We start from the raw sequence: 19,197 nt of genomic DNA on the forward strand, positions 1-19,197 counted from the left end.
ACCGACGCTATCGGGCGCGGGCGCGGGCGACAAGCATGGGGATGACGGCATGAAGATCTGCGCGCTGCTCGCCATGCTGCTCGCCACGCCGGCCGACGCCGACCCGGTGCCTGCGACACTGTTGCGCCCGGCCGCGGTGTTCGACGGCATCGACCCTGTGACACATCCCGGCTGGCAGGTGTTGGTCGCGGGCGACAGGATCGTGGCGGTCGGCCCGAACCTCAGCGCGCCGGCCGATGCGCGCGTGATCGACCTGGCCGGCGAGACGCTGATGCCGGGCATGATCGAGGGCCATGGCCATCTGTTCCTCCATCCCTATGACGAGACCAGCTGGGACGACCAGGTGCTGCACGAACCGCTCGCGCTGCGCACCGCGCGGGCGGTGGCGCAGGCGCGGGCGACGTTGCTGGCGGGCTTCACCACCGAACGCGATCTCGGCACCGAGGGCGCCGGCTATGCCGATGTCGGGCTCAAGGCAGCGATCGACCAGGGCATCGTGCCCGGGCCGCGCTTGCTCGTGGCGACGCGTGCCATCGTCGCGCTCGGTGCCTATGGCCCGAAGGGGTTCGAGCCCGGTGTGGCGATTCCGCAGGGGGCGGAAGAAGTCAGCGGAGTCGATTCGATCGTCGCGGCGGTACGGCGCCAGATTGCGGCAGGCGCGGATGTGGTAAAGCTCTATGGCGACTATCGCTGGCGGCCCGGTGAGCCGAGCATGCCGACCCTCTCGCTCGACGAGGTGAAGGCGGCGGTGGCGGCGGCGCATGACGCGGGGCGCATCGTCGCGGTCCACACATCGACGCCCGAGGGCATGCGCCGTGCGATCGCCGCCGGTGCCGACACCATCGAGCATGGCTATGGCGGCACGCGCGAGATTTTCGCGGCGATGGCGGCGAAGCATATCGCCTTGTGCCCGACACTCGCTGCGTCGGATGCCGTTTCGCGCTATCGCGGCTGGAAGGGCGGCGATCCGGTGCCCGAAGCAGTGGCGCAGAATCGTGGCAGCTTCGCGCTGGCGCGTGCGGCCGGGGTGCCGATCTGCATGGGCGGCGATGTCGGGGTGTTTGCGCATGGCGACAATGCCCGCGAGATGCTGCTGATGGTCGCGGCCGGTATGCCGCCAGCCGAGGTTCTGGTCGCGGCCACATCGGGCAATGCGCATTATTTTCACGTGGCCGATCGGCTTGGCGCGGTGAAACCCGGCTTGTTCGCCGATCTCATCGCGGTACAAGGTGATCCGACACGTGATATTGCCGCCGTCCGGGCGGTGCGATGGGTAATGAAGGGAGGCCAGATTGTCCGCCAGCCATGATGAGAACGCACCGCGGGTGATGCTGACGGTCGAGGACTTCGCCCCGCATGTCGGGAGCGAGTTCATCGCCCGGTCCGGCGACTTCGAGGACCGGCTGACGTTGGTCGAGGCGACGCCGTCGCGCCGCGCGCCGCCCGAAGGCTATCGCCACGCGTTCAGTCTGATCTTCGATGGCATTCGCGACGACGCGATGATCACCAACATCATCGAGTTCGATCACCCGGTGATGGGGCCGCAGTGGATGACGCCGTCTGCGCTCGGCCACAGCCCGACCGGCGGCTTCCGCTATGAGGTGCTGTTCAACTAGCCGAGGGTGCCGTCCAGCGCATCAGTGCGTCGAGCCCGAGATCCTCGATATCGACAAAACCCTTGCGCAGGTAGAGACGCTTGGCCGGGTTGCGGTGATCGACGCGTAGCGTGGCGGTCGCCCCCGCGCGCGCAGCGCTTGCCAGCAAGATGTCGATCAGGGCAGCACCGATGCCTTGTCCGTGATGCTCGGGCAGGATCGCGATATCGACCAGGCGATGCTCGCGCTTTCCGCGCTGGACATAGAATCGCCCGATCGGCGCACCGTCGCGTTCGACGACCTGAAAGTCGGCATCGGGGTAATCCGCGCGATATCCGGCATGGCGCGCGTCATATTGCTGTTGAAGCAGCGCGACCTTCTGGTCTGCGGGCAGCGGAAGTGCCGCGAATTCGTTCCAGCGCACGGCAATATTAAGACGGCGGAGGAACGCTTCGTCCTCCGCCGTCTCGGGTCTCAGTGTGATGGCGCCAGGCGTCAGTTGCGCGCCGGGAAGACACCCTGGGTGCAGATGCAATAGTTGATCGCCAGGACGGGCTGGATGTTGGGGTGCGTCTGGTTGCCACCCGCAAGGCCGATGAAGCTGGGGTGCAGCGTCGTCGCATTTTGCAGTGGCGGGTTGTTCCAGGTCTTGTTTATGGTAGTGGCGACCCCGTTGTACCGGCTTAGGTAATCGCCGGCCTGCGGAACGGTGTGCATGTTGGTGCCAGCGCCCGCCGGCGGCTGAACCTTGGTGTCGGGCGTGTGGCTGTGCGCCGCCATCTCGGTCGACAGCAGGAGATGATTCTCCTCGCCCGTCTCCTCGCCGATCACATAAGTGCTCAGCCCTGAACCCGTCCCCATGCCGAGCGCGAGGCGGCTCTGCAGGTTGGGCAGCGCGAAATTCGACGTGCCGTTGCCGCCATAATAGGTCCCGATGATCGAGAACAAGGCGGTGTTCGACGAGATCGCCAGAAGCTGCCCGCGGCAGAACATCCAGTTGCGTGGTGCGAAGTTGAACCCGAAGGGGCGGATTTCGCCGATATATGGATCAGACACGGATTTTCTCCCCCTTACGAGCCTAGTTCTGCTGCGGGTAAACGCCCTCGAGCGCGATGAGATAGTTCAACGCGAGGATGGGCATGATGTTGTTGTGCGGCACGCTGTTGCCGGCCGATGTGACCGAGGCTGCGTTCGGCGGCGTGTCGGTGTTGCCCGACGAACTGCCGCTCAGGTAAAGCAGCGCGGGCGCCGCCGGTGCCGCCGGCAGTGCATTGGCCGGGTTCGTGAGGGTTGCCGCCCCGGTCAGCGCGATCGTCTGGTGCGTGTGGTTCGGCAACTGGGCCTGCGACACCGAGGCATTCTCCACGCCCGACGATTCGCCCAGCACCCGGGTGGTCAACCCGCCGCCCGTCCCCTGGTGCAGCGCGACGCGGCTCTGCAGGTTGGGCAGCGCGAAGGTGTTGACGCCGTCGCCGCCATAGGTCGTGCCGAGCAGCGTGTAGAGCGCATCATTCTGCGCGATCGAGAGCAGCTGGCCGTTGCAATATGCCCAGCCGCGAATCTGGAAATTGCCGGCGAACAGCTTGATCTCGCCAAGAAAAGGTTGAGCCATTATCCAATCCTTCGAATAAGCGGTTTCGGGCGATCAGTTGCGCGAGGGGAAGATGCCCTGCAGCGCAATGCAATAATTCACCACGAGATAGGGCTGCATGTTCTGGTGCCCGACATTGTTGCCGATCGCGGCCAACATCCCCGTCGCGAGCGGCACAGTCGCGCCGCCGGCGGCGCCATAGGTCTTTTGCGCCAGCCCTGCCGTATCGATCGCGCCGGCGAGGAAATTGCCCAACGGCGTGGCGACATCGCCCGCCGCCGAATTGGCGGTCCATAAATGGGTGTGCTGCGGGATCTGGGTCGACAGCAACGTCACATTCTCGGTGCCGGTCGGCTCGCCGATGACATAGGTGCTCAGACCCGGGCCCTGTCCGTAGGAGAGAGCGGCGCGGCCGCGCAGGTCGGGCAGCGCGAAGTTGGTCGTGCCGTTGCCGCCGTAATTGGTGCCCAGCAACGAGAACAGCGCCTGGTTCTGTTGAATCGACAGAAGCTGGCCGTTGCACATTGCCCATGCCTTAGGCGCGAACCCAAAGCCGAAGGCGCGAATTTCTCCCATAAACGGTTGTGACATCGGCTCTCCCCCTTCAACAGATGTGCTGACGTCCCGCGGGACGGCTCGCACGGCTCGCTTCGCCACTGATCGTCGCATCTGACAAACGACAACATGCGCACGAAAGCATCATGACGAAAAACGTGAATAACAGGCGCCGCCATGTGAGCCTGAAAAACCCCACACCGTCCGCGCCGGGTGATTTAGCCACCGCCCCGGGGGGCGCGTCAAGTAATTTATTAGGTCCGTTTCGCTAGTAGTCGCAAAGCGAATTTGCGATTGTTTCAGGCAAGATTTTCCGCCATATCAGCGAGGTTCGAACAAGCCTCGCAAGTAGCCGTGGCACCAGATTCAAGGGGGAACTAATGACCGACAATCGTGAAAGGATCGACGCTCAGGCCCCGCGACCGGTATGGCGCACGCCGACCCTGAGCGACGCGGGAATTTCCGAAGTGACCTTTGGCACGATCCAGACGGCCGGCAGCGACGGCGCCGATCCAACGCATCCTACCACGGGCGTAAGCTGATCGCACGGACCTGCGATGCGGGTCCGGCGCGCTGATTTTTTGCAGGGAAGCGCGCGATGTTCGGGAATGATGGGGTGAAAGAGTTTCGCCCGGTGTGGGATGAAACCCGCGCGCCCATGACCGTGGTCGAGCTCTGGTAGTTCAGTGAGCGAGTTTGTCGGGGTCCTCCCGTGGGGGCGCGGGGCAGTAGACCCCGCGATCATCGCGCGTCTCGGGGGCAATCTTGCCGGCGGTGGCGCGGGGCGCTGCATCGTTTCCGGCGGCATCGCCTTGCGCCATCTGCCCTTGCGACACGATGACCGGCGCCTTGCAACGCAACCGCTGCGGATCGGCGGCGACGCGCTGGTCGTTGCCGATTGCCGCCTGGATGAGCCGGGCGAGATCGCTGCCGCGCTGGGGCTCGGCGGGCAGCGGCGCGACGACGCCTCCGTGGTGGCGGCAGCATGCGAGCGCTGGGGTCTCGCCGCTGCCGAGCGCCTGAACGGCAGCTTCGCTTTCGCGCATTGGGACGAAGCCGCGGATCGGCTCGTCCTCGCGCGCGACGGGCTGGGCACACGCGCGCTCTTTTACGTCGAGCATCCGCATTATCTGATCTTTGCGTCGTCGCTGCAGACGTTGCTCGCGCTCCCCGAGGTATCGCGCGAGATCGACGACGTCGTCCTGGCGCAATATCTGACGATCCAGTTGCCCGACAACGAAACCACGATTTATCGCCACATCCGCCGGGTGCCACCGGGGGGCATGGTGGTGGTCGAGCACGGGCGGTTACGCAAATCGCTATACTGGACGGTGGATCACATCGCGCCGGTACGCTTCAAGCGCGACGACGATTATGTGGCGGCCGGGCGCGCGCTGCTCGATCGGGCTGTCGCGTGCCGACTGCCGACGGACGGTCGCCTCGGCGTGCAATTGTCGGGCGGGCTCGATTCGGCGGGCCTGGCAGCGACCGCTGCGCGTCTGCTGGGCGATACGGGATTCGATGCATACCACCGCACGCCGGGCGCACCGCATCTCTACGAGACGATGGACGAACGCGCGCTCGTCGATGCGGTGGTGGCGCGCTACCCGACGATCGCGCTGACCGTGATTGACGGCGACCGGCAATATGCCGCCGATGTCGAGCCGGAAATCGATGCCGCGAAATATGTCGTGCCGCGGGCGCGCGGTCTCAACGCCAGCTGGTTTGAACCGATCCAGGAAGCTGCGCGGGCAGCGCATGTGTCGCTGATGTTCGCCGGCGGCTGCGGCAATGCGACGCTCTCCTGGGGTGGACGACCGCACTTTGCCGCCGATATGCTGACCGGACATTGGGGACTCGCATGGCGTGGCGCGACGACGGCGGCGGCGCAGCGTCGCCAGCCTTTGCATCGCTTTCTTGCCGGGCACGTCGTCAAGCCGCTGCTTCCGCGCTCGCTGATGGTTCGGCGCGCGCAGCGCGCGGCGGGGGATCGTTCGCCCTGGGCGCTCTACAGCATGGTCTCCGACGATTTTCTGGCGTCGATCGACTACGCGGCGCTGACTCGCGGGACGGATCACGACGTGCCGTTTCAGGGTAAGATCACCGACAAGGTCGCCCGGTTTCGTGGGCTTCAGGACCAGCGCAATCGTGACAAGCGCGCCGCCAACCGCCGCGCCGGCGATGTCGCGACGGTCGATCCCTATGCCGATCGGCGGCTGGTCGAGTTCACCCTCGGCGTTCCCAACAGCCAGTATTGGAACGCCGGAGAAGATCGCTGGCTCGCGCGACGTGTGCTGGCCGATCGGTTGCCGGCGGAGCTGGTGTCGGAGCGACGGCGCGGCGTGCAATGCCCCGAATGGTACGAACTGGCATCGCGGCGTCGCGAGGGGCTGGCGGCAGCGGTCGAACGGATCGGGCGCTCCCCGCTCGCCAGCCGCGTGGTCGACGTGCCACGCATGAAGGCGCTGCTCGACGATTGGCCGGACGCGGAGACGGCGATGTCGCAAAAACAGGTATACGGTTATGCGCTGGCGCGGGGCATATCGATTGGCGGGTTCCTGCGCTGGTATGAGGGTGGGAATGAGTAACCGTGGTGGCGATTACGACCTGTGCGGCTGGCGGGTCGACAGCGCGATTTCCTTGCCCGATCTGCCGATATGGGCCGGCGACGATCGTGCCGCGGATATCGTCATCGACATCGGAGACGTGGCGCCGCTCGCCTCTCCCACCATGGTCACCCCCCTGGTTTCGATCGATGCGAACGGTTCGGCCCATTTCAGCGTCAACGGGGTGGCCGACTATCTGGTGACAGATGGCTGTCGCATTACCGTGGCGCCGGTGCTCCCCAAGGACTCGCCCGACATCAGGCTGTTCCTGCTCGGCAGCGGCCTTGGTTTTCTATGCCATCAGCGCGGGGTGCTGCCGATCCATGGCGCGACGGTCGACATCGACGGCGAAGCGGTCATCTTCGCCGGCGCATCGGGCGCAGGCAAGTCGACCCTCGCCGACGCGTTTGCGCGGCGTGGTCATGTCGTCCTTTCCGACGATGTTTCGCCCATTCAGATCACGGCCGAGGGCCCCCTCATCCTGCCGAGCCTGCGCCGCATTCGCTTGTGGAAGGATGCTGTCGACAATGCCGGCTGGAATGCCGACGATCTGGAACGCTGCCGGGCCGGGCTCGAGAAATTCAGCAGGTCGCTGCATGGCGAACCGGCGGTCAAGCCGCTGCCCCCGCGCGCCATCTTCCATCTCCGTCGCCAGTGGGTGAAGCTCGGCGGCGCGCGCTTCCGGCGGCTTCGCGGGCGCCCCGCCGTGGACGAACTCCAGCGCCAGGTGTTTCGCTGGAAGTCGCTGGTGGGCGTGGCGGGTCCGACCGGCGCGCTCGCACGCACGGCAATCGCTGCGAGCAACATTCCCGGTCATTTCGTCCTCGAACGCCCCATTGCGTTCGACCGCCTCGACGAATCGATCGACGAGATCGTCATGACGGTGCGGGCCGCGCGATGACGGCAGGACGACGGGGTGGCGTGCACTGGCTCGCTTCCTATCCCAAGTCCGGCAACACCTGGGCGCGCATCGCGCTCCTTTCGCTGCGCGAAGGCGGCGCGCATCTCGATCTCAACGAGGTGGTCGGTTTTTTCAAGATGCCGACCACGCGCCTGATGTTCGACAAGGTTCTCGAAGTCGAGGCGGGTAATCTGACACTCGACGAGCTCGAGTTCCTGCGCCCGGCCCTGCACGATGCCATCGCCGCGCTGGGCGACGAGCCCCAGTTGCTCAAGGTCCATGATTGCTGGTTTCGCAACAGCGCGGGGCGTCCGATCTTCGATCGCTCCCACACGCGGGGCGCGATCTACATCATCCGCGATCCCCGCGATGTCGCCATTTCCTGGGCGCGCTTCAACAGCAGGTCGATTGACTGGAGCATCGGCAACCTCGCCGATGCGACGTCGAAAATGGCCAGCAGTCGTACGAAAAGCGTCAGCAGCATCGCCCAGCGGCTGGGCCATTGGTCGGCGCATGTCACCGGCTGGGTCGACGATTCGGGTCTGGCCCCGCTGGTCGTGCGCTATGAAGATATGCATGCCGACCTCGCCGGTACCCTGGCGCGTATGGCAGCGCATATCGGCTGGACGACTTCGCCCGAGGCGATCGCCGGCGCGATCGAGGCGTCGCGCTTCGATCGCCTGGCAGCGCAAGAGCGGCAGACCAGCTTTTCCGAGATCCCCGACACGGCATCGCAGTTCTTCGTGTCGGGTCGGGCGGGTGGCTGGCGCGACATATTGACGGCCGAGCAGGCTGCGACGATCGAGCGCGACCACGCAGCGGTGATGCGCCGCTTCGGCTATCTCTGAGACCGGCCGCCCTCAGGCCAGTCCCGCGGGCAAAGCCACCGTCCGGTGCGCGGTGCGCAGTTCGGCCAGCGACAGCCGCTCGATCCGCTCCAGCAGCAGGCGCTTGAGCGCTGCTTCCTGGTCGGGCTCCCTCTCAGCGTCCCCGCGGATCGGGCGTCGAGCCAAGGCTGAGTCGAACATATCGCGCATCATCAGGTCCAGCACGCGCGGCGCGGTCAGCGGATAGAAGAGCAGCCCAATATGGAGCGACCGCTCGCCCGCCACCATGCAGTGATGACGATAGCCCGCAGGCAGCAGCAGCATGTCGCCCGGTGCGAGCACCGTGTCGAGCAGCGGCACGGGTGCCGCGTCGGACTGCACATGTCGTGCGCCGACCACCGGGTCGATCATCGGATCGGCATGGACGATCCATTGCTTGCTGCCGGCGATCTGGATGATCAGCAGGTCCCCGTCATCATAATGCACCGGCAAGGCACCGTGCTCGCCGGTGCCGGCGATTGCCGCGCAGAGGACATGCTCGCCCGTCTCGGCTGCGGCCGATGCGACCAGTCGCGCCAGCGCCGTTACGAAGCTGTGCAAGTCGTAGGCGATCAGGCTACCGCCACCCTCCAATACCTTGGCGACGACATCGCGTCTCACCTTACCGTCGTGACGATAGAAAATGGTTGGCAACAGGCGGGCCTCCTTGGTCACGCGAAGGCGTCGGGCGGGAAAATCGTCGCGGAGTGCGGCGTCGAAAAAGCCATCCCAGTCGAGAAGCGTCGCGACATCGCCGTCGCTGTGCAGTGACAGCGGTACGCGTCGCGCGAGATGCTTGCGAAACGCGTCTACCGACAGCGGCGCAATCAATCCTGCAAGGTCCCCAATCATCGTCCGTCGCCTCGGCTACCCCGCTTAAGGGGAGTGTTTGACAGCGGCAATGGTAACGATATGCCTTGTCCTGTCACGCATGCGTCTGGCGCGTTCGGCGCATATGTCGCGCATCGCAGGATGATCGTGCTGCGTGACATGGCGAGGGCCCGCCCGGGGGGAACGTGCAGAATATGCTGAAGCCATCGACGCGGGAACAGGCTCATCTGGCGCTGTTGCGCGAGGCGGTGAGCCAGCGACCAAAGTCACCCGAGCTTTTGTACGCGCTGGCCGATGCGCTGGCGGAACGGGGTGCCTATGACGAATATGCCGACGTCGTGCGTCGGGCCTATCAGGCAAAGCCCTGCGCTTATCCTGATTTGGCCTGTCAAAACGGGCAATCGCAGCGTGACGCGGCAATGGCGCTGCGCGCGCGTACCGATGCCCTTCTCACACGCGGGGTGATGTATTCCCAGGTCATCGCGGCGCATGTGATTGCCGAGGCCATTCTCGGGAATAGCAGCGATGTCGCGTACCTCATGGATTATGACGCATTCCTGCGTTGCGAAACGGTGGAGCCGCCCACCGGCTACGACCGCAACACCTTTCACGCGCACCTCGTCGACGAGATCAAGGCCGGCATGACCTATTTCGGTCGGGAAAAGAACGCGGCGATGAACGATGCGTGGTGGCACGCCGATCTCCTCCGCCCCGAGCGGCCGGCCGCATGGCAATTGCGCGAGATCATTCGCTCCCGGGTCGAGCGCTACATTGCGGCGCTTCCCGCTGGCGCCGGCCATCCTTTCGTCCGCACTGCGCCGACCGCGTTCAAGATCGCCGGCTGGGCGCTGGTGTCGGGTGGAACCTCGTATCACGCGTCGCACATCCATCCCGAGGGATGGCTGAGCGGAATCTATTATGTCGTTCGTCCCCCCGCGTCGCGCCAAACCGGCAATGTCGGATGGCTGCGGATGGGGCCGCGGCCTTCGCTCGGGCTAACGGGGGCGGACGGCTGGCAGGAGCGATTCATTGCACCCGAGCCCGGAACGCTCGTGCTGATGCCAAGCTATTTCATCCACGACACCGAGCCGATGGGCATCGACGAGGAGCGCATCTGTATCGCCTTCGACATTGTGCCGCTGGCACTGGCGGAGCGGGCTTCGCCATCGGGCAGCGCGTAGCGCACGGCGCGCCCCGCCGATGCCATTCGCCGTCACGCGGCGCGCGCGAGGTCCCGTTCGACCAGCTGTTCGAGAAATGCCCGTGTCTCGGCCGCAATCAACGCCGGATCGCCTTCGAAATCGTCGGCCAGTCCCGTCAGCAGCGCGTCGAGGCGACAGGGTTGCTCGATCCGCTTCCAGATCGCGGTGCCGATCGCGTCGAGACCGAAATAGCGTCCGGTTTCAAGGCCGATCAGGACGATCTCACCGTCAATCTCGGTCGACAGCGCGTTGCCGGTCTGTGAAATCGTCATGTCGTCGGTGATGGTCATTGTTTGCCCCCGCCCCGGTTCTGGCCCTGCCCGGACAGATTTCGTCCGCTTCGCCCGCGATGGCAAGGGGCTAGCGCGCGACGATCGTCCCGCCTTCGATCGTGATGACCCTGTCGCAATAGGCCATGGTCTCGGCGCGGTGCGAAATCATCACGATCGTAGGGCGCGGTTCCAGCGCCGCGAGCCGATCGAGCAGCGCCGCCTCGCTCGCCGCGTCGATCGCGTTGGTCGCCTCGTCGAGCACCAGCAGGCGGGGACGTCGCAGCAGCGCGCGGGCAATCGCCAACCGCTGGCGCTCGCCCCCCGAAAGCCGCGCACCGCGCTCGCCGACGACGGTGTCCAGCCCCTCGGGCAAAGCGCGGACCAGCGCCTCGGCACCGACAAAGTCGAGCGCCTGCCACAGCGACGCCTCGTCGAGCGCGGGCGATCCCCAGCTGAGATTGCGCCGCACGCTGTCGTGGAACAGGAAACCTTCCTGCGGGACATAGGCCAGTCCGTTGCGCCAAGCGATCGCATGGTCGCCACGCAGCGGCGTGTCGCCGACGCGGATCTCGCCCGACTGCGGGAGCAGCAGCGTGATGAGCAGATCGACCAGCGTCGTCTTTCCCGCGCCCGATGGCCCGGCGATGCCCGTGAAACTGCCAGGCGCGATGACGAAACTGACATCGCGCACGCCGCCGCCACCATCGTGGAGATAGGTTACGCGGCGCGCTTCTATGGCGCCCGAGGGGGCTGACGCGGTAACGCCGCTCATGCACTCGCCGCCATCAAGCTCGCGCTCGAAGGCTTGCACCGCCTCGAACGCCGGCAGCGCGAAGAAGAAATTCTGCGCCGCCATCTGCAGCGTCTGCGCCGGGGCTGCCATGCGCGAGAAGATCACGACGATGGTGATCAGCACGGCGGGCGCCACGCCCGCGGCGAAGCCGATCGTGATGACGGTCGCGCCCATCAGCGCCGAGCCGATCGAGAAGATCCGCCGGCTCGATGCCTGGCGTTGCGCGAAGCTCAGGCCGCGCGCCCGCACCTCGCGCTGGATCGTCTCGAACTCATCGACAAAGGCGGATTGCGCGTTCTGCGCGGCGGCGGCCTTCAGGCCGCCGAGAAAGCCGCTGGTGCTACCCATCAGCGCGATGTTGGCACCGACCATGCCCGCGCCGAGATCGCGAATGCGTCCCTGGGCGAGCAGCGCCAGCAGCGCGCCGAACAGCACCAGCAGCGTGGTGGCGAGCGCGAGCAACGGCGCCAGCGCAAAGGCCAGCGCGCCTTGCACCACCAGCATCACCACCGCAACGCTGCCCTGGATGAGATATTGCGCCGAGCCGGAAATGCGCGCCACCTCGCTGGTCATCAGGCTGGTGATCCGCGCATGGCGCAGCGCGGCGACGCGGTGCCACGGCGCTCCGGCGAGCCGCCGCATCAGCCGGTTGCGCAGGCTTTCGACGAAACCGCTCTGCAGGCGCGCCAGCGCCATTTCGCGGGCATAAAGTACCACCGCGCGCACCAGCGCCAGCGCGACGAACAGCGCGAGCATGATCGCCAGCCGCACCAGCGGGGTATGCGCGCCGGCGGCCTCGAGCAGCATCGTCGTGCGCGACGGTTTGCCCGGTGATGCGACGACCGCGTCGATGATCGGGATCAGCAGCAGCAACCCCGCGCCGTCGAGGATCGCAGCCAGCCCGACCAGCGCGGCGGCTGCCCATCCCTTGAGTCCGGCATAATGCGCGAAGGAGCCGAAAAAACCACGCGTCGCCCGCAGCAACGGCTTGATCGCGGAGAGACGCGGGACGTTCGGCATCGTCGCCCTCCTAGGGTTCGGATGCGATGGCGGCAATGGTAGCCGCGCAGAGCCCCGCCGCCGCGCACGGTACTTGATGCCGATCAAGTTTATTGTCGCATATAAACAATGTCTTGCGGGAAGGTCGGCCGACCGGCCCTTGCGGTTCGATGTTGGCCACCGCATTTTTCCCGAACATACGGAGCGATTCAACCGCAGCATGGACCGGCGGACCGCGCACCGGGGGGACGGCTGCGATGACCTGGCGCGTGACGGGGAATAACGCTGATGACCAAGGCCAACGGCCGGGGGCGGGTTTTACTCGCCGCTTCGATGATGCTGACGCTCGCCGCATGCGGCAAGGGTAACCAGAACCAGGCGCCACCGGCGCCGCATGTCACGGTGGCGACGCCGCTGGCGCGCGACGTCGTCGACTGGGACGAATATGTCGGCCGCTTCGAGGCGATCCAGGATGTCGAGTTGCGGCCACGCGTCTCGGGAACGATCGATCGCGTGCTGTTTACCGACGGCCAGCATGTCAGCCAGGGCCAGCCGCTCTTCATCATCGATCCGCGTCCCTATGCCGCCACGCTCGCCCAAGCTCGCGCGCAGGCCGCCAAGGCCAATGCTGCGCTGGTCAATGCGCAGTCGGAACTCGCCCGCGCCGAAAAGCTGCTGGCGGCACAGGCGATCGCCAAGGAAGAATATGAGACCAAGCAGGCAGCGGTGCGCACCGCCGCCGCCGATCTCGCCGCCGCCCAGGCGACCGCGCGCACCGCCGCGCTCAATATCGGCTTCACCACCGTCCGCTCGCCGATCGCCGGGCGGGTGTCGGACCGCCGCGTCAGCAAGGGCAATTATGCGCAGGACGGCACGACCGTCCTGACCCGCGTCGTCTCGATCGACCCGATCTGGTTCTCGTTCGAAGGCGCCGAAAGCTTCTACCTCAAATATCTCCGCCAGGATCGCAGCGGCGAGCGCGGCTCGTCGCGCAACACGCCCAATCCCGTCGAGATCCAGTTGGCCGATGAGTCGGGCTATCGCTGGCACGGCCATATGGATTTCGTCGACAATGCCATCGACACCAATTCGGGAACGATCCGCGCCCATGCCGTCGTCGCCAACCCGGGCGGTTTCCTGACCCCCGGCATGTTCGGCCGGGCCAGGCTCCTCGGCTCGGGCACCTATCATGCGATGCTGATCCCCGACGAGGCGATCCTGACCGACCAGACGCGCAAGATCGTCTATGTCGTCGGCCGCGACGGCAAGGTCGCCCCGCGCCCGGTCCAGACCGGCCCGCAGGTCGAGGGGCTGCGCGTCATCAAGAACGGCCTCGCGCCGACCGAACGCGTCGTGATCGAGGGGATCACCACGCTCCAGCCGGGCATGGCGGTCGTCGCCGCGCTGGTGAAGCTCAAGCCGCGTGCGCCCGACACGGCACCCGGGTCATCGCCGGAAAGCGCGCCGCCGCCGTCCGAAGCCACGGCGCGCTGAGCCGGCGATGAAATTCCCCCATTTCTTCATCGACCGGCCGATCTTCGCGGCGGTGTTGTCGATCCTGATCGTCGTGTTTGGGGTGGTCGCCTATCCCGGGCTGCCGGTCGCGCAATATCCCGAGATCGCGCCGCCGACCGTCGTGGTCAGCGCGACCTATCCCGGCGCCAATGCCGAGACGCTCGCCGAAACCGTCGCCGCGCCGCTCGAGGAATCGATCAACGGTGTCGAGAGCATGATCTACATGTCCTCCTCGGCGACCGGTGACGGCAGCCTCGCCATCACGGTGACCTTCAAGCAGGGCACCAACATCGACCAGGCGCAGGTGCTGGTGCAGAACCGCGTCTCGACCGCCGAACCGCGTCTGCCCGACCAGGTCCGCCAGATCGGCGTGACGGTGCTCAAGAACTCGCCCGACATCCTGCTCGTCGCCGCCTTGACCTCGCCCGACGGCTCGCTCGATCAGCAATATGTCTCCAACTATGCCACCACGCAGATGATCGACCGGCTCGCCCGCATCCCCGGCGTCGGCGGCGTGCGCATCTTTGGCGGGCGCGACTATAATATGCGCGTGTGGATCGACCCCGATCGCGCCGCCTCGCGCAACCTCACCGTCGATGAGATCACCGGCGCGGTTCGGTCGCAGAACACCCAGGCCGCCGTCGGCGCGGTCGGTCAGCCGCCGTTCAACCAGGGCGGCACCGCCTTCCAGCTCGGCATCCAGGCGACCGGGCGGCTGAGCACGCCGGAGCAGTTCGGCGACATCATCATCAAGCGCGACGACCAGGGCAGGCTGACGCGGCTGCGCGACGTCGCGCGGATCGAGCTTGGCGCGCAGGATTACGGCATCAACGCGCTGCTCAGCGGCAAGCCGATGACCGCGCTGGCGATCACCCAGCTGCCGGGCTCGAACGCGCTGACCACCGCCGAGGCGGTCAAGGCCGAGATTGCCCGCGCCTCCGGGTCGTTCCCGCCGGGGATGACCTATTCGATCCCCTATAACCCGACCGACTATATCCAGGCCTCGATCGAGGCGGTGCAGCATACCCTGTTCGAGGCGCTGATCCTCGTCGCGCTGGTCGTGCTGCTGTTCCTGCAGAGCTGGCGCGCCGCGCTGATCCCGATCATCGCCATCCCGGTGTCGCTTATCGGCAGCCTCGCGGTGCTGGCGGTGTTCGGCTTCAGCCTCAACAACCTGTCGCTGTTCGGCATGGTGCTGGCGATCGGCATCGTCGTCGACGACGCGATCGTCGTGGTCGAGAATATCGAGCGGCTGATGGAGGAAATGGGTCTCAGTCCACGCGAGGCCGCGCACGAAACGATGGACGAGGTGTCGGGCGCGCTGATCGCGATCGCGCTGGTGTTGTGCGGCGTCTTCATCCCGACCAGCTTCATCCCCGGCATTTCGGGGCAATTCTACCAGCAGTTCGCGCTGACCATCGTCTCGGCCACCGCGATCTCGGCATTCGTCTCGCTGACGCTGTCGCCGGCGCTCGCCGCACTGATCCTCAAGCCCAAGCACGAGGGCGAGCCGCGCCCCGGCTGGCGTGGCCTGTCGACGCGGTTCGCGCGCGGCTTCAATGCCGGCTTCACCCGGCTCGGCGCGCGTTATGGCCGTTTCACCAAGCGCGCGGTGCGCTCGCTCGCGGTGGTCGGCGTCTGTTATCTCGCGCTGATCGCGCTGGCCGGCTGGCGCTTCGGCGCGACCCCGACCGGGTTCATCCCGGCGCAGGATCAGGGTTATCTGATCGTCGTCGCGCAGCTTCCGCCGGGTGCCTCGCTCCAGCGCACCACCGATGTGATCCAGCGCGCCGCCAAGGTCGCGCTGAACAACCCGGCGGTCGCGAAGACCGTCGCCTTTGCCGGGCTCGACGGTGCGACCTTCTCGACCGCGCCCAATGCCGGCGCGATGTTCGTCGCGCTCAAGCCGCATGGCGACCGCAAGGGCGCCGACGATGTCGCCAACCAGCTGCGCCAGGCGCTCGGTTCGATCAACGACGGCCTGCTGCTCGTCGTCCCGCCGCCACCGGTGCGCGGTATCGGCACGGGCGGCGGCTGGAAGATGCTGATCGAGGACCGTTCCAACCTCGGCTACAAGGCGCTCGAAGGCGCGGCGTTCGGCATGATGATGAAGGCCAACCAGGCCCCCGGCATCACCTCGGCCTTCACCACCTTCAACACGCGTACCCCGCGGCTGTTCGCCGATATCGACCGTGAGCGCGCCGAGCAGCTCGGCGTGCCCGTGGCCAACGTCTTCTCGACGCTCGGTACCTATCTCGGTTCGAGCTACATCAACGACTTCAACTTTCTCGGCCGCACCTATCGCGTGACGGCGCAGGCCGATGCGCCGTACCGCGACCAGGTCTCCGACATCGGGCACCTCAAGACGCGCTCGGCCTCGGGCCAGATGGTGCCGCTCGACGCGGTGCTGACGATGAAGAACGACAGCGGGCCGTACCGCGTCGTGCGCTACAATCTCTATCCTTCGGCGGAATTGCAGGGCGATACGTTGCGCGGTTATTCGAGCGGGCAGAGCCTTGCGACGATGGCCAAGCTGGCGGGCGAGATCCTGCCCAAGGGGATGAGCTTCGAATGGACCGAGCTTGCCTTCCAGCAGCAACAGGCCGGCAATACCGGCGTGCTGGTGTTCGGGCTCGCGGTGCTGTTCGTGTTCCTGCTGCTGGCGGCGAACTATGAGAGCCTCGTGCTGCCCTTCGCGGTGATCCTGATCGTGCCGATGTGCCTGCTGGCGGCGATCGTCGGGGTCGATCTGATGGGCATGGACAATAATATCCTGACCCAGATCGGCCTCGTCGTGTTGATCGGTCTCGCCGCCAAGAACGCGATCCTGATCGTGGAGTTCGCGCGGCAGAACGAGCTCGACGGCATGGAACTCCATGCCGCCGCCGAACACGCCGCCGAACAGCGTCTGCGCCCGATCATCATGACCTCGATCGCCTTCATCCTCGGCACGCTGCCGCTGGTGATCGGCACCGGCCCGGGCGCCGAGATGCGCCGCGCGCTCGGCGTCGCGGTGTTCTTCGGCATGATCGGCGTGACGACCTTCGGCCTGCTGTTCACGCCGACCTTCTACGTCCTCAGCCGTAAGGGCGGCGACTGGATCGCGGCGAAGATCAAGCGTCGGCCGCGCGATCCGGCGCCCGAGACGGCGGAGGTGCCCGCATGAAGCGCGCGATCGCCCACATTCCGGCCTTGAGCGCGGCCGTGCTGCTGTCGGGCTGCGTCGTCGGGCCGAACTATAGCCGTCCCGCGACCCCCGCCGTGGCGAGCGGAGCCTTCGTCGATCGCGGCGCGACGACCGCCGCGAACGCGACGCCGCTGCCCGATCATTGGTGGCGGCTGTACGACGACCCTGCGCTCGACCGGCTGGTGAGCGAGGCGCTCGCCCACAACACCGACATCCGCGTCGCCGCCGCCAGCCTGGCGCGGGCGCGCGCGGTGCTGTCGGAACAGCGCGGCGCGCGGCTGCCGACCACGGGCAACAGCGCGCAATATAGCCGCAGCCGCGTCAACGCGACGCAGAGTGGCGCGTCGCGCGCGGTCGAAGGGGACTTCTTCCAGCTCGGTTTCGACGCCTCCTACGAGGTCGATCTGTTTGGCGGCGTGACGCGCGCGATCGAGGCGGCGCGCGGCGATGCCGATGCGGCGCAGGCCCAGCTCGACGCGGCGCGCGTGTCGGTCGCCGCCGAAACCGCGCGTGCCTATGTCACGGCCTGCAGCAATGCCGCGCAAAAGGCGGTCGCGACCGACAGCGTCACGCTGCAGAACAAGACGCTCGACCTGACCAAAACGCTGTTCGACGCTGGTCGCGGTACGCTGCGCGACGTCCAGCGCGCCGATGTGCTGCTCGCCCAGACCCAGGCGCAGATCCCGGCCTTCGAGGCCGAGCGCCGCGTCTCGCTCTATGCGCTCGCCGTGCTGACCGGCCGGCCGCCTGAGCAGGTCGACCCCGCCGCCGATGCCTGCACCGCGCCGCCGCGACTGAAGGTCGTGCTGCCGGTCGGCGACGGCGCCGCGCTGCTCGCGCGACGGCCGGATGTGAGTGCGGCGGAACGTACGCTGGCCGCAACCACAGCACGCGTTGGGGTCGCGACTGCCGATCTCTTCCCGTCGATCAAGCTGCTCGGCAGCATCGGCTTCGGCGCGCCCAAGGCCGGCGACGTGTTCAAGGGATCGAGCTTTTCCTATTCGGTCGGCCCGCTGATCTCGTGGAACTTCCCCAACCTCACCGTCGCCCGCGCCCGCGTGCGTGAGGCGCGCGCCGATGCCGATGCGCAGCTCGCACGCTTCGACGGCACCATCCTCGGCGCCCTGCGCGAAACCGAACAGGCGCTGGCGCGCTATGCCGGCGCGCTCGACCGCGACACCGTGCTGGCGCGCGCCGAACAGTCGAGCAGCGAGGCGGCGCGGCTGTCGAAACTGCGCTTCGACTATGGCGCCGACAGCTTCCTGCTGCTGATCTCGGCCGAGCGCGACCGCGCCGATGCGCGCGCCGCGCGCGCCGCCGCCGATGCAGCGGTGGCCGACGCGCAGATCAGCCTGTTCAAGGCGCTGGGCGGCGGGTGGGAAGATGCGCCCGCGCCGACCCGCGCGGCGGTGAATCCATGAGCCTGCGCTCGGCGCTGTTCATGCCGGCGTCGAATGCGCGCGCGATCGAAAAGGCGCGCACGCTCGCCGCCGATGCGATCATCCTCGATCTCGAGGATGCCGTCGCGCCCGAGGCCAAGGCCGGCGCGCGCGACCAAGCGGTAGGCGCCGCGCGCGAGGGCGGATTCGGCGCCCGCCCGCTGGTTTTGCGCATCAATGGCCTCGACGGCGACTGGGGTGCCGAGGACTGCCGCGCGGCAGCCGGCGCCGGCTTCGATGCCGTCCTGCTGCCCAAGGTGTCGAGCCCCGACGATCTCGCCGCGGCGCGCGCGCTGCTCGGTCCGGTGCCGCTCTGGGCGATGATCGAGAGCTGCGCCGCGATGCTCGCGCTGCCGGCGATCGTCGCGGCGGCGAGGGCGAACGATCTGCGCTGCCTGATCGTCGGCCCCAACGATCTCGCCAAGGACATGCGCTGCACGCCGGGCGCCGACCGGCTGCCGTTGCAGCCGCATCTCGTTGCGATCGTGACGGCCGCGCGCGCCCATGGCCTGATCGCGCTAGACGGCGTGTGCAACGCGATCGGCGACGATGATCGGCTGACGGCGGAATGCGCACAAGGCGCGCGCTTCGGCTTCGACGGCAAGACGCTGATCCACCCCAGCCAGATCGCCATCGCCAACGCCGCCTTCGCGCCCTCGGCCGAGCGCATCGCCTGGGCCGAACGCGTCATCGCCGCCTTCGCGCTGCCCGAACATGCCGACAAGGGCGCGATCCAGCTCGGCGGCGAGATGGTCGAGCGTCTGCACCTCGAACAGGCGCGGCGGGTGATCGGTTTGGGCTGACCTACTCCCTTTCCTTCCCCGACGAAGGTCGGGGCCCAGTTG

General features: G+C 67.0%; 18 protein-coding genes. 11 read left to right on the plus strand and 7 right to left on the minus strand.

Going from position 1 to position 19,197, the window contains the following annotated elements:
* The first annotated feature begins 49 nt into the window (after window positions 1-49).
* Window positions 50-1,309 (plus strand): metal-dependent hydrolase family protein, encoded by a 1,260-nt coding sequence (locus U1839_RS05835; RefSeq protein WP_332802882.1) that lies wholly within the window; start codon window positions 50-52, stop codon window positions 1,307-1,309.
* Window positions 1,293-1,616: a DUF6916 family protein gene (locus tag U1839_RS05840; RefSeq protein WP_332802716.1), complete on the plus strand. Its 324-nt coding sequence runs from the start codon at window positions 1,293-1,295 to the stop codon at window positions 1,614-1,616. The genes U1839_RS05835 and U1839_RS05840 overlap by 17 nt, the downstream gene beginning before the upstream one ends.
* Here U1839_RS05840 and U1839_RS05845 read toward each other — a convergent pair.
* The 4 genes from U1839_RS05845 to U1839_RS05860 all read right to left on the minus strand — a co-directional run bounded on the left by U1839_RS05845 (window position 1,609) and on the right by U1839_RS05860 (window position 3,777).
* A complete protein-coding gene (locus U1839_RS05845) occupies window positions 1,609-2,019 on the minus strand; it encodes a GNAT family N-acetyltransferase (RefSeq protein ID WP_332802717.1) in 411 nt (136 codons plus the stop codon). The genes U1839_RS05840 and U1839_RS05845 overlap by 8 nt on opposite strands.
* Before the next feature lie 71 nt (window positions 2,020-2,090).
* Window positions 2,091-2,651 (minus strand): phage tail protein, encoded by a 561-nt coding sequence (locus U1839_RS05850; protein ID WP_332802718.1) that lies wholly within the window; start codon window positions 2,649-2,651, stop codon window positions 2,091-2,093.
* Between the two features lie 22 nt (window positions 2,652-2,673).
* Window positions 2,674-3,207 carry a phage tail protein gene (locus tag U1839_RS05855; protein WP_332802719.1) on the minus strand — a complete coding sequence of 178 codons (534 nt, stop codon included), beginning with the start codon at window positions 3,205-3,207 and terminating at the stop codon, window positions 2,674-2,676.
* Window positions 3,208-3,240: 33 nt separating this feature from the next.
* Window positions 3,241-3,777, minus strand: a complete 537-nt coding sequence (locus U1839_RS05860; protein WP_332802720.1) for a phage tail protein — start codon at window positions 3,775-3,777, stop codon at window positions 3,241-3,243.
* Between the two features lie 344 nt (window positions 3,778-4,121).
* Between U1839_RS05860 and U1839_RS05865 the strand changes: the two genes are divergently transcribed.
* The 4 genes from U1839_RS05865 to U1839_RS05880 all read left to right on the plus strand — a co-directional run bounded on the left by U1839_RS05865 (window position 4,122) and on the right by U1839_RS05880 (window position 8,096).
* Window positions 4,122-4,283: a hypothetical protein gene (locus tag U1839_RS05865; protein WP_332802721.1), complete on the plus strand. Its 162-nt coding sequence runs from the start codon at window positions 4,122-4,124 to the stop codon at window positions 4,281-4,283.
* A gap of 144 nt (window positions 4,284-4,427) precedes the next feature.
* Window positions 4,428-6,329, plus strand: a complete 1,902-nt coding sequence (locus U1839_RS05870) for an asparagine synthetase B family protein (RefSeq protein WP_332802722.1) — start codon at window positions 4,428-4,430, stop codon at window positions 6,327-6,329.
* Window positions 6,265-7,248 (plus strand): hypothetical protein, encoded by a 984-nt coding sequence (locus tag U1839_RS05875; RefSeq protein WP_332802723.1) that lies wholly within the window; start codon window positions 6,265-6,267, stop codon window positions 7,246-7,248. The genes U1839_RS05870 and U1839_RS05875 overlap by 65 nt, the downstream gene beginning before the upstream one ends.
* Entirely contained in the window at window positions 7,245-8,096 is an 852-nt protein-coding gene (locus tag U1839_RS05880) for a sulfotransferase domain-containing protein (protein ID WP_332802724.1), read from the plus strand. Before U1839_RS05875 ends, U1839_RS05880 begins: the two co-directional genes overlap by 4 nt.
* A gap of 12 nt (window positions 8,097-8,108) precedes the next feature.
* Here the strand turns inward: U1839_RS05880 and U1839_RS05885 are convergent, their stop codons facing one another.
* Window positions 8,109-8,945 carry a JmjC domain-containing protein gene (locus tag U1839_RS05885; protein ID WP_332802725.1) on the minus strand — a complete coding sequence of 279 codons (837 nt, stop codon included), beginning with the start codon at window positions 8,943-8,945 and terminating at the stop codon, window positions 8,109-8,111.
* A 419-nt stretch (window positions 8,946-9,364) separates the two neighbouring features.
* Between U1839_RS05885 and U1839_RS05890 the strand changes: the two genes are divergently transcribed.
* Entirely contained in the window at window positions 9,365-10,126 is a 762-nt protein-coding gene (locus U1839_RS05890; protein WP_332802726.1) for a putative 2OG-Fe(II) oxygenase, read from the plus strand.
* A 32-nt stretch (window positions 10,127-10,158) separates the two neighbouring features.
* Here U1839_RS05890 and U1839_RS05895 read toward each other — a convergent pair whose 3' ends face one another.
* Together U1839_RS05895 and U1839_RS05900 are read right to left on the minus strand one after the other, a co-directional pair.
* Entirely contained in the window at window positions 10,159-10,437 is a 279-nt protein-coding gene (locus U1839_RS05895) for a PqqD family protein (RefSeq protein ID WP_332802727.1), read from the minus strand.
* Window positions 10,438-10,507: 70 nt separating this feature from the next.
* Window positions 10,508-12,232 carry an ATP-binding cassette domain-containing protein gene (locus U1839_RS05900; RefSeq protein WP_332802728.1) on the minus strand — a complete coding sequence of 575 codons (1,725 nt, stop codon included), beginning with the start codon at window positions 12,230-12,232 and terminating at the stop codon, window positions 10,508-10,510.
* A gap of 267 nt (window positions 12,233-12,499) precedes the next feature.
* On the opposite strand from U1839_RS05900, the gene U1839_RS05905 reads away from it, so the two are divergent.
* From U1839_RS05905 to U1839_RS05920, 4 genes are read left to right on the plus strand one after another with little or no spacing between them, the layout of a single operon-like run.
* Window positions 12,500-13,705: an efflux RND transporter periplasmic adaptor subunit gene (locus tag U1839_RS05905; RefSeq protein WP_332802729.1), complete on the plus strand. Its 1,206-nt coding sequence runs from the start codon at window positions 12,500-12,502 to the stop codon at window positions 13,703-13,705.
* 7 nt (window positions 13,706-13,712) lie between these two features.
* The gene (locus tag U1839_RS05910; protein WP_332802730.1) at window positions 13,713-16,892 is read left to right on the plus strand and encodes an efflux RND transporter permease subunit; all 3,180 of its coding nucleotides are present in this window, start codon (window positions 13,713-13,715) and stop codon (window positions 16,890-16,892) included.
* Window positions 16,889-18,334 carry an efflux transporter outer membrane subunit gene (locus U1839_RS05915; protein ID WP_332802731.1) on the plus strand — a complete coding sequence of 482 codons (1,446 nt, stop codon included), beginning with the start codon at window positions 16,889-16,891 and terminating at the stop codon, window positions 18,332-18,334. Before U1839_RS05910 ends, U1839_RS05915 begins: the two co-directional genes overlap by 4 nt.
* The gene (locus U1839_RS05920; protein WP_332802732.1) at window positions 18,331-19,155 is read left to right on the plus strand and encodes an HpcH/HpaI aldolase/citrate lyase family protein; all 825 of its coding nucleotides are present in this window, start codon (window positions 18,331-18,333) and stop codon (window positions 19,153-19,155) included. Before U1839_RS05915 ends, U1839_RS05920 begins: the two co-directional genes overlap by 4 nt.
* Window positions 19,156-19,197: the final 42 nt, after the last annotated feature.

The organism is Parasphingomonas halimpatiens, from assembly GCF_036663795.1.
Classification (GTDB): domain Bacteria; phylum Pseudomonadota; class Alphaproteobacteria; order Sphingomonadales; family Sphingomonadaceae; genus Sphingomonas.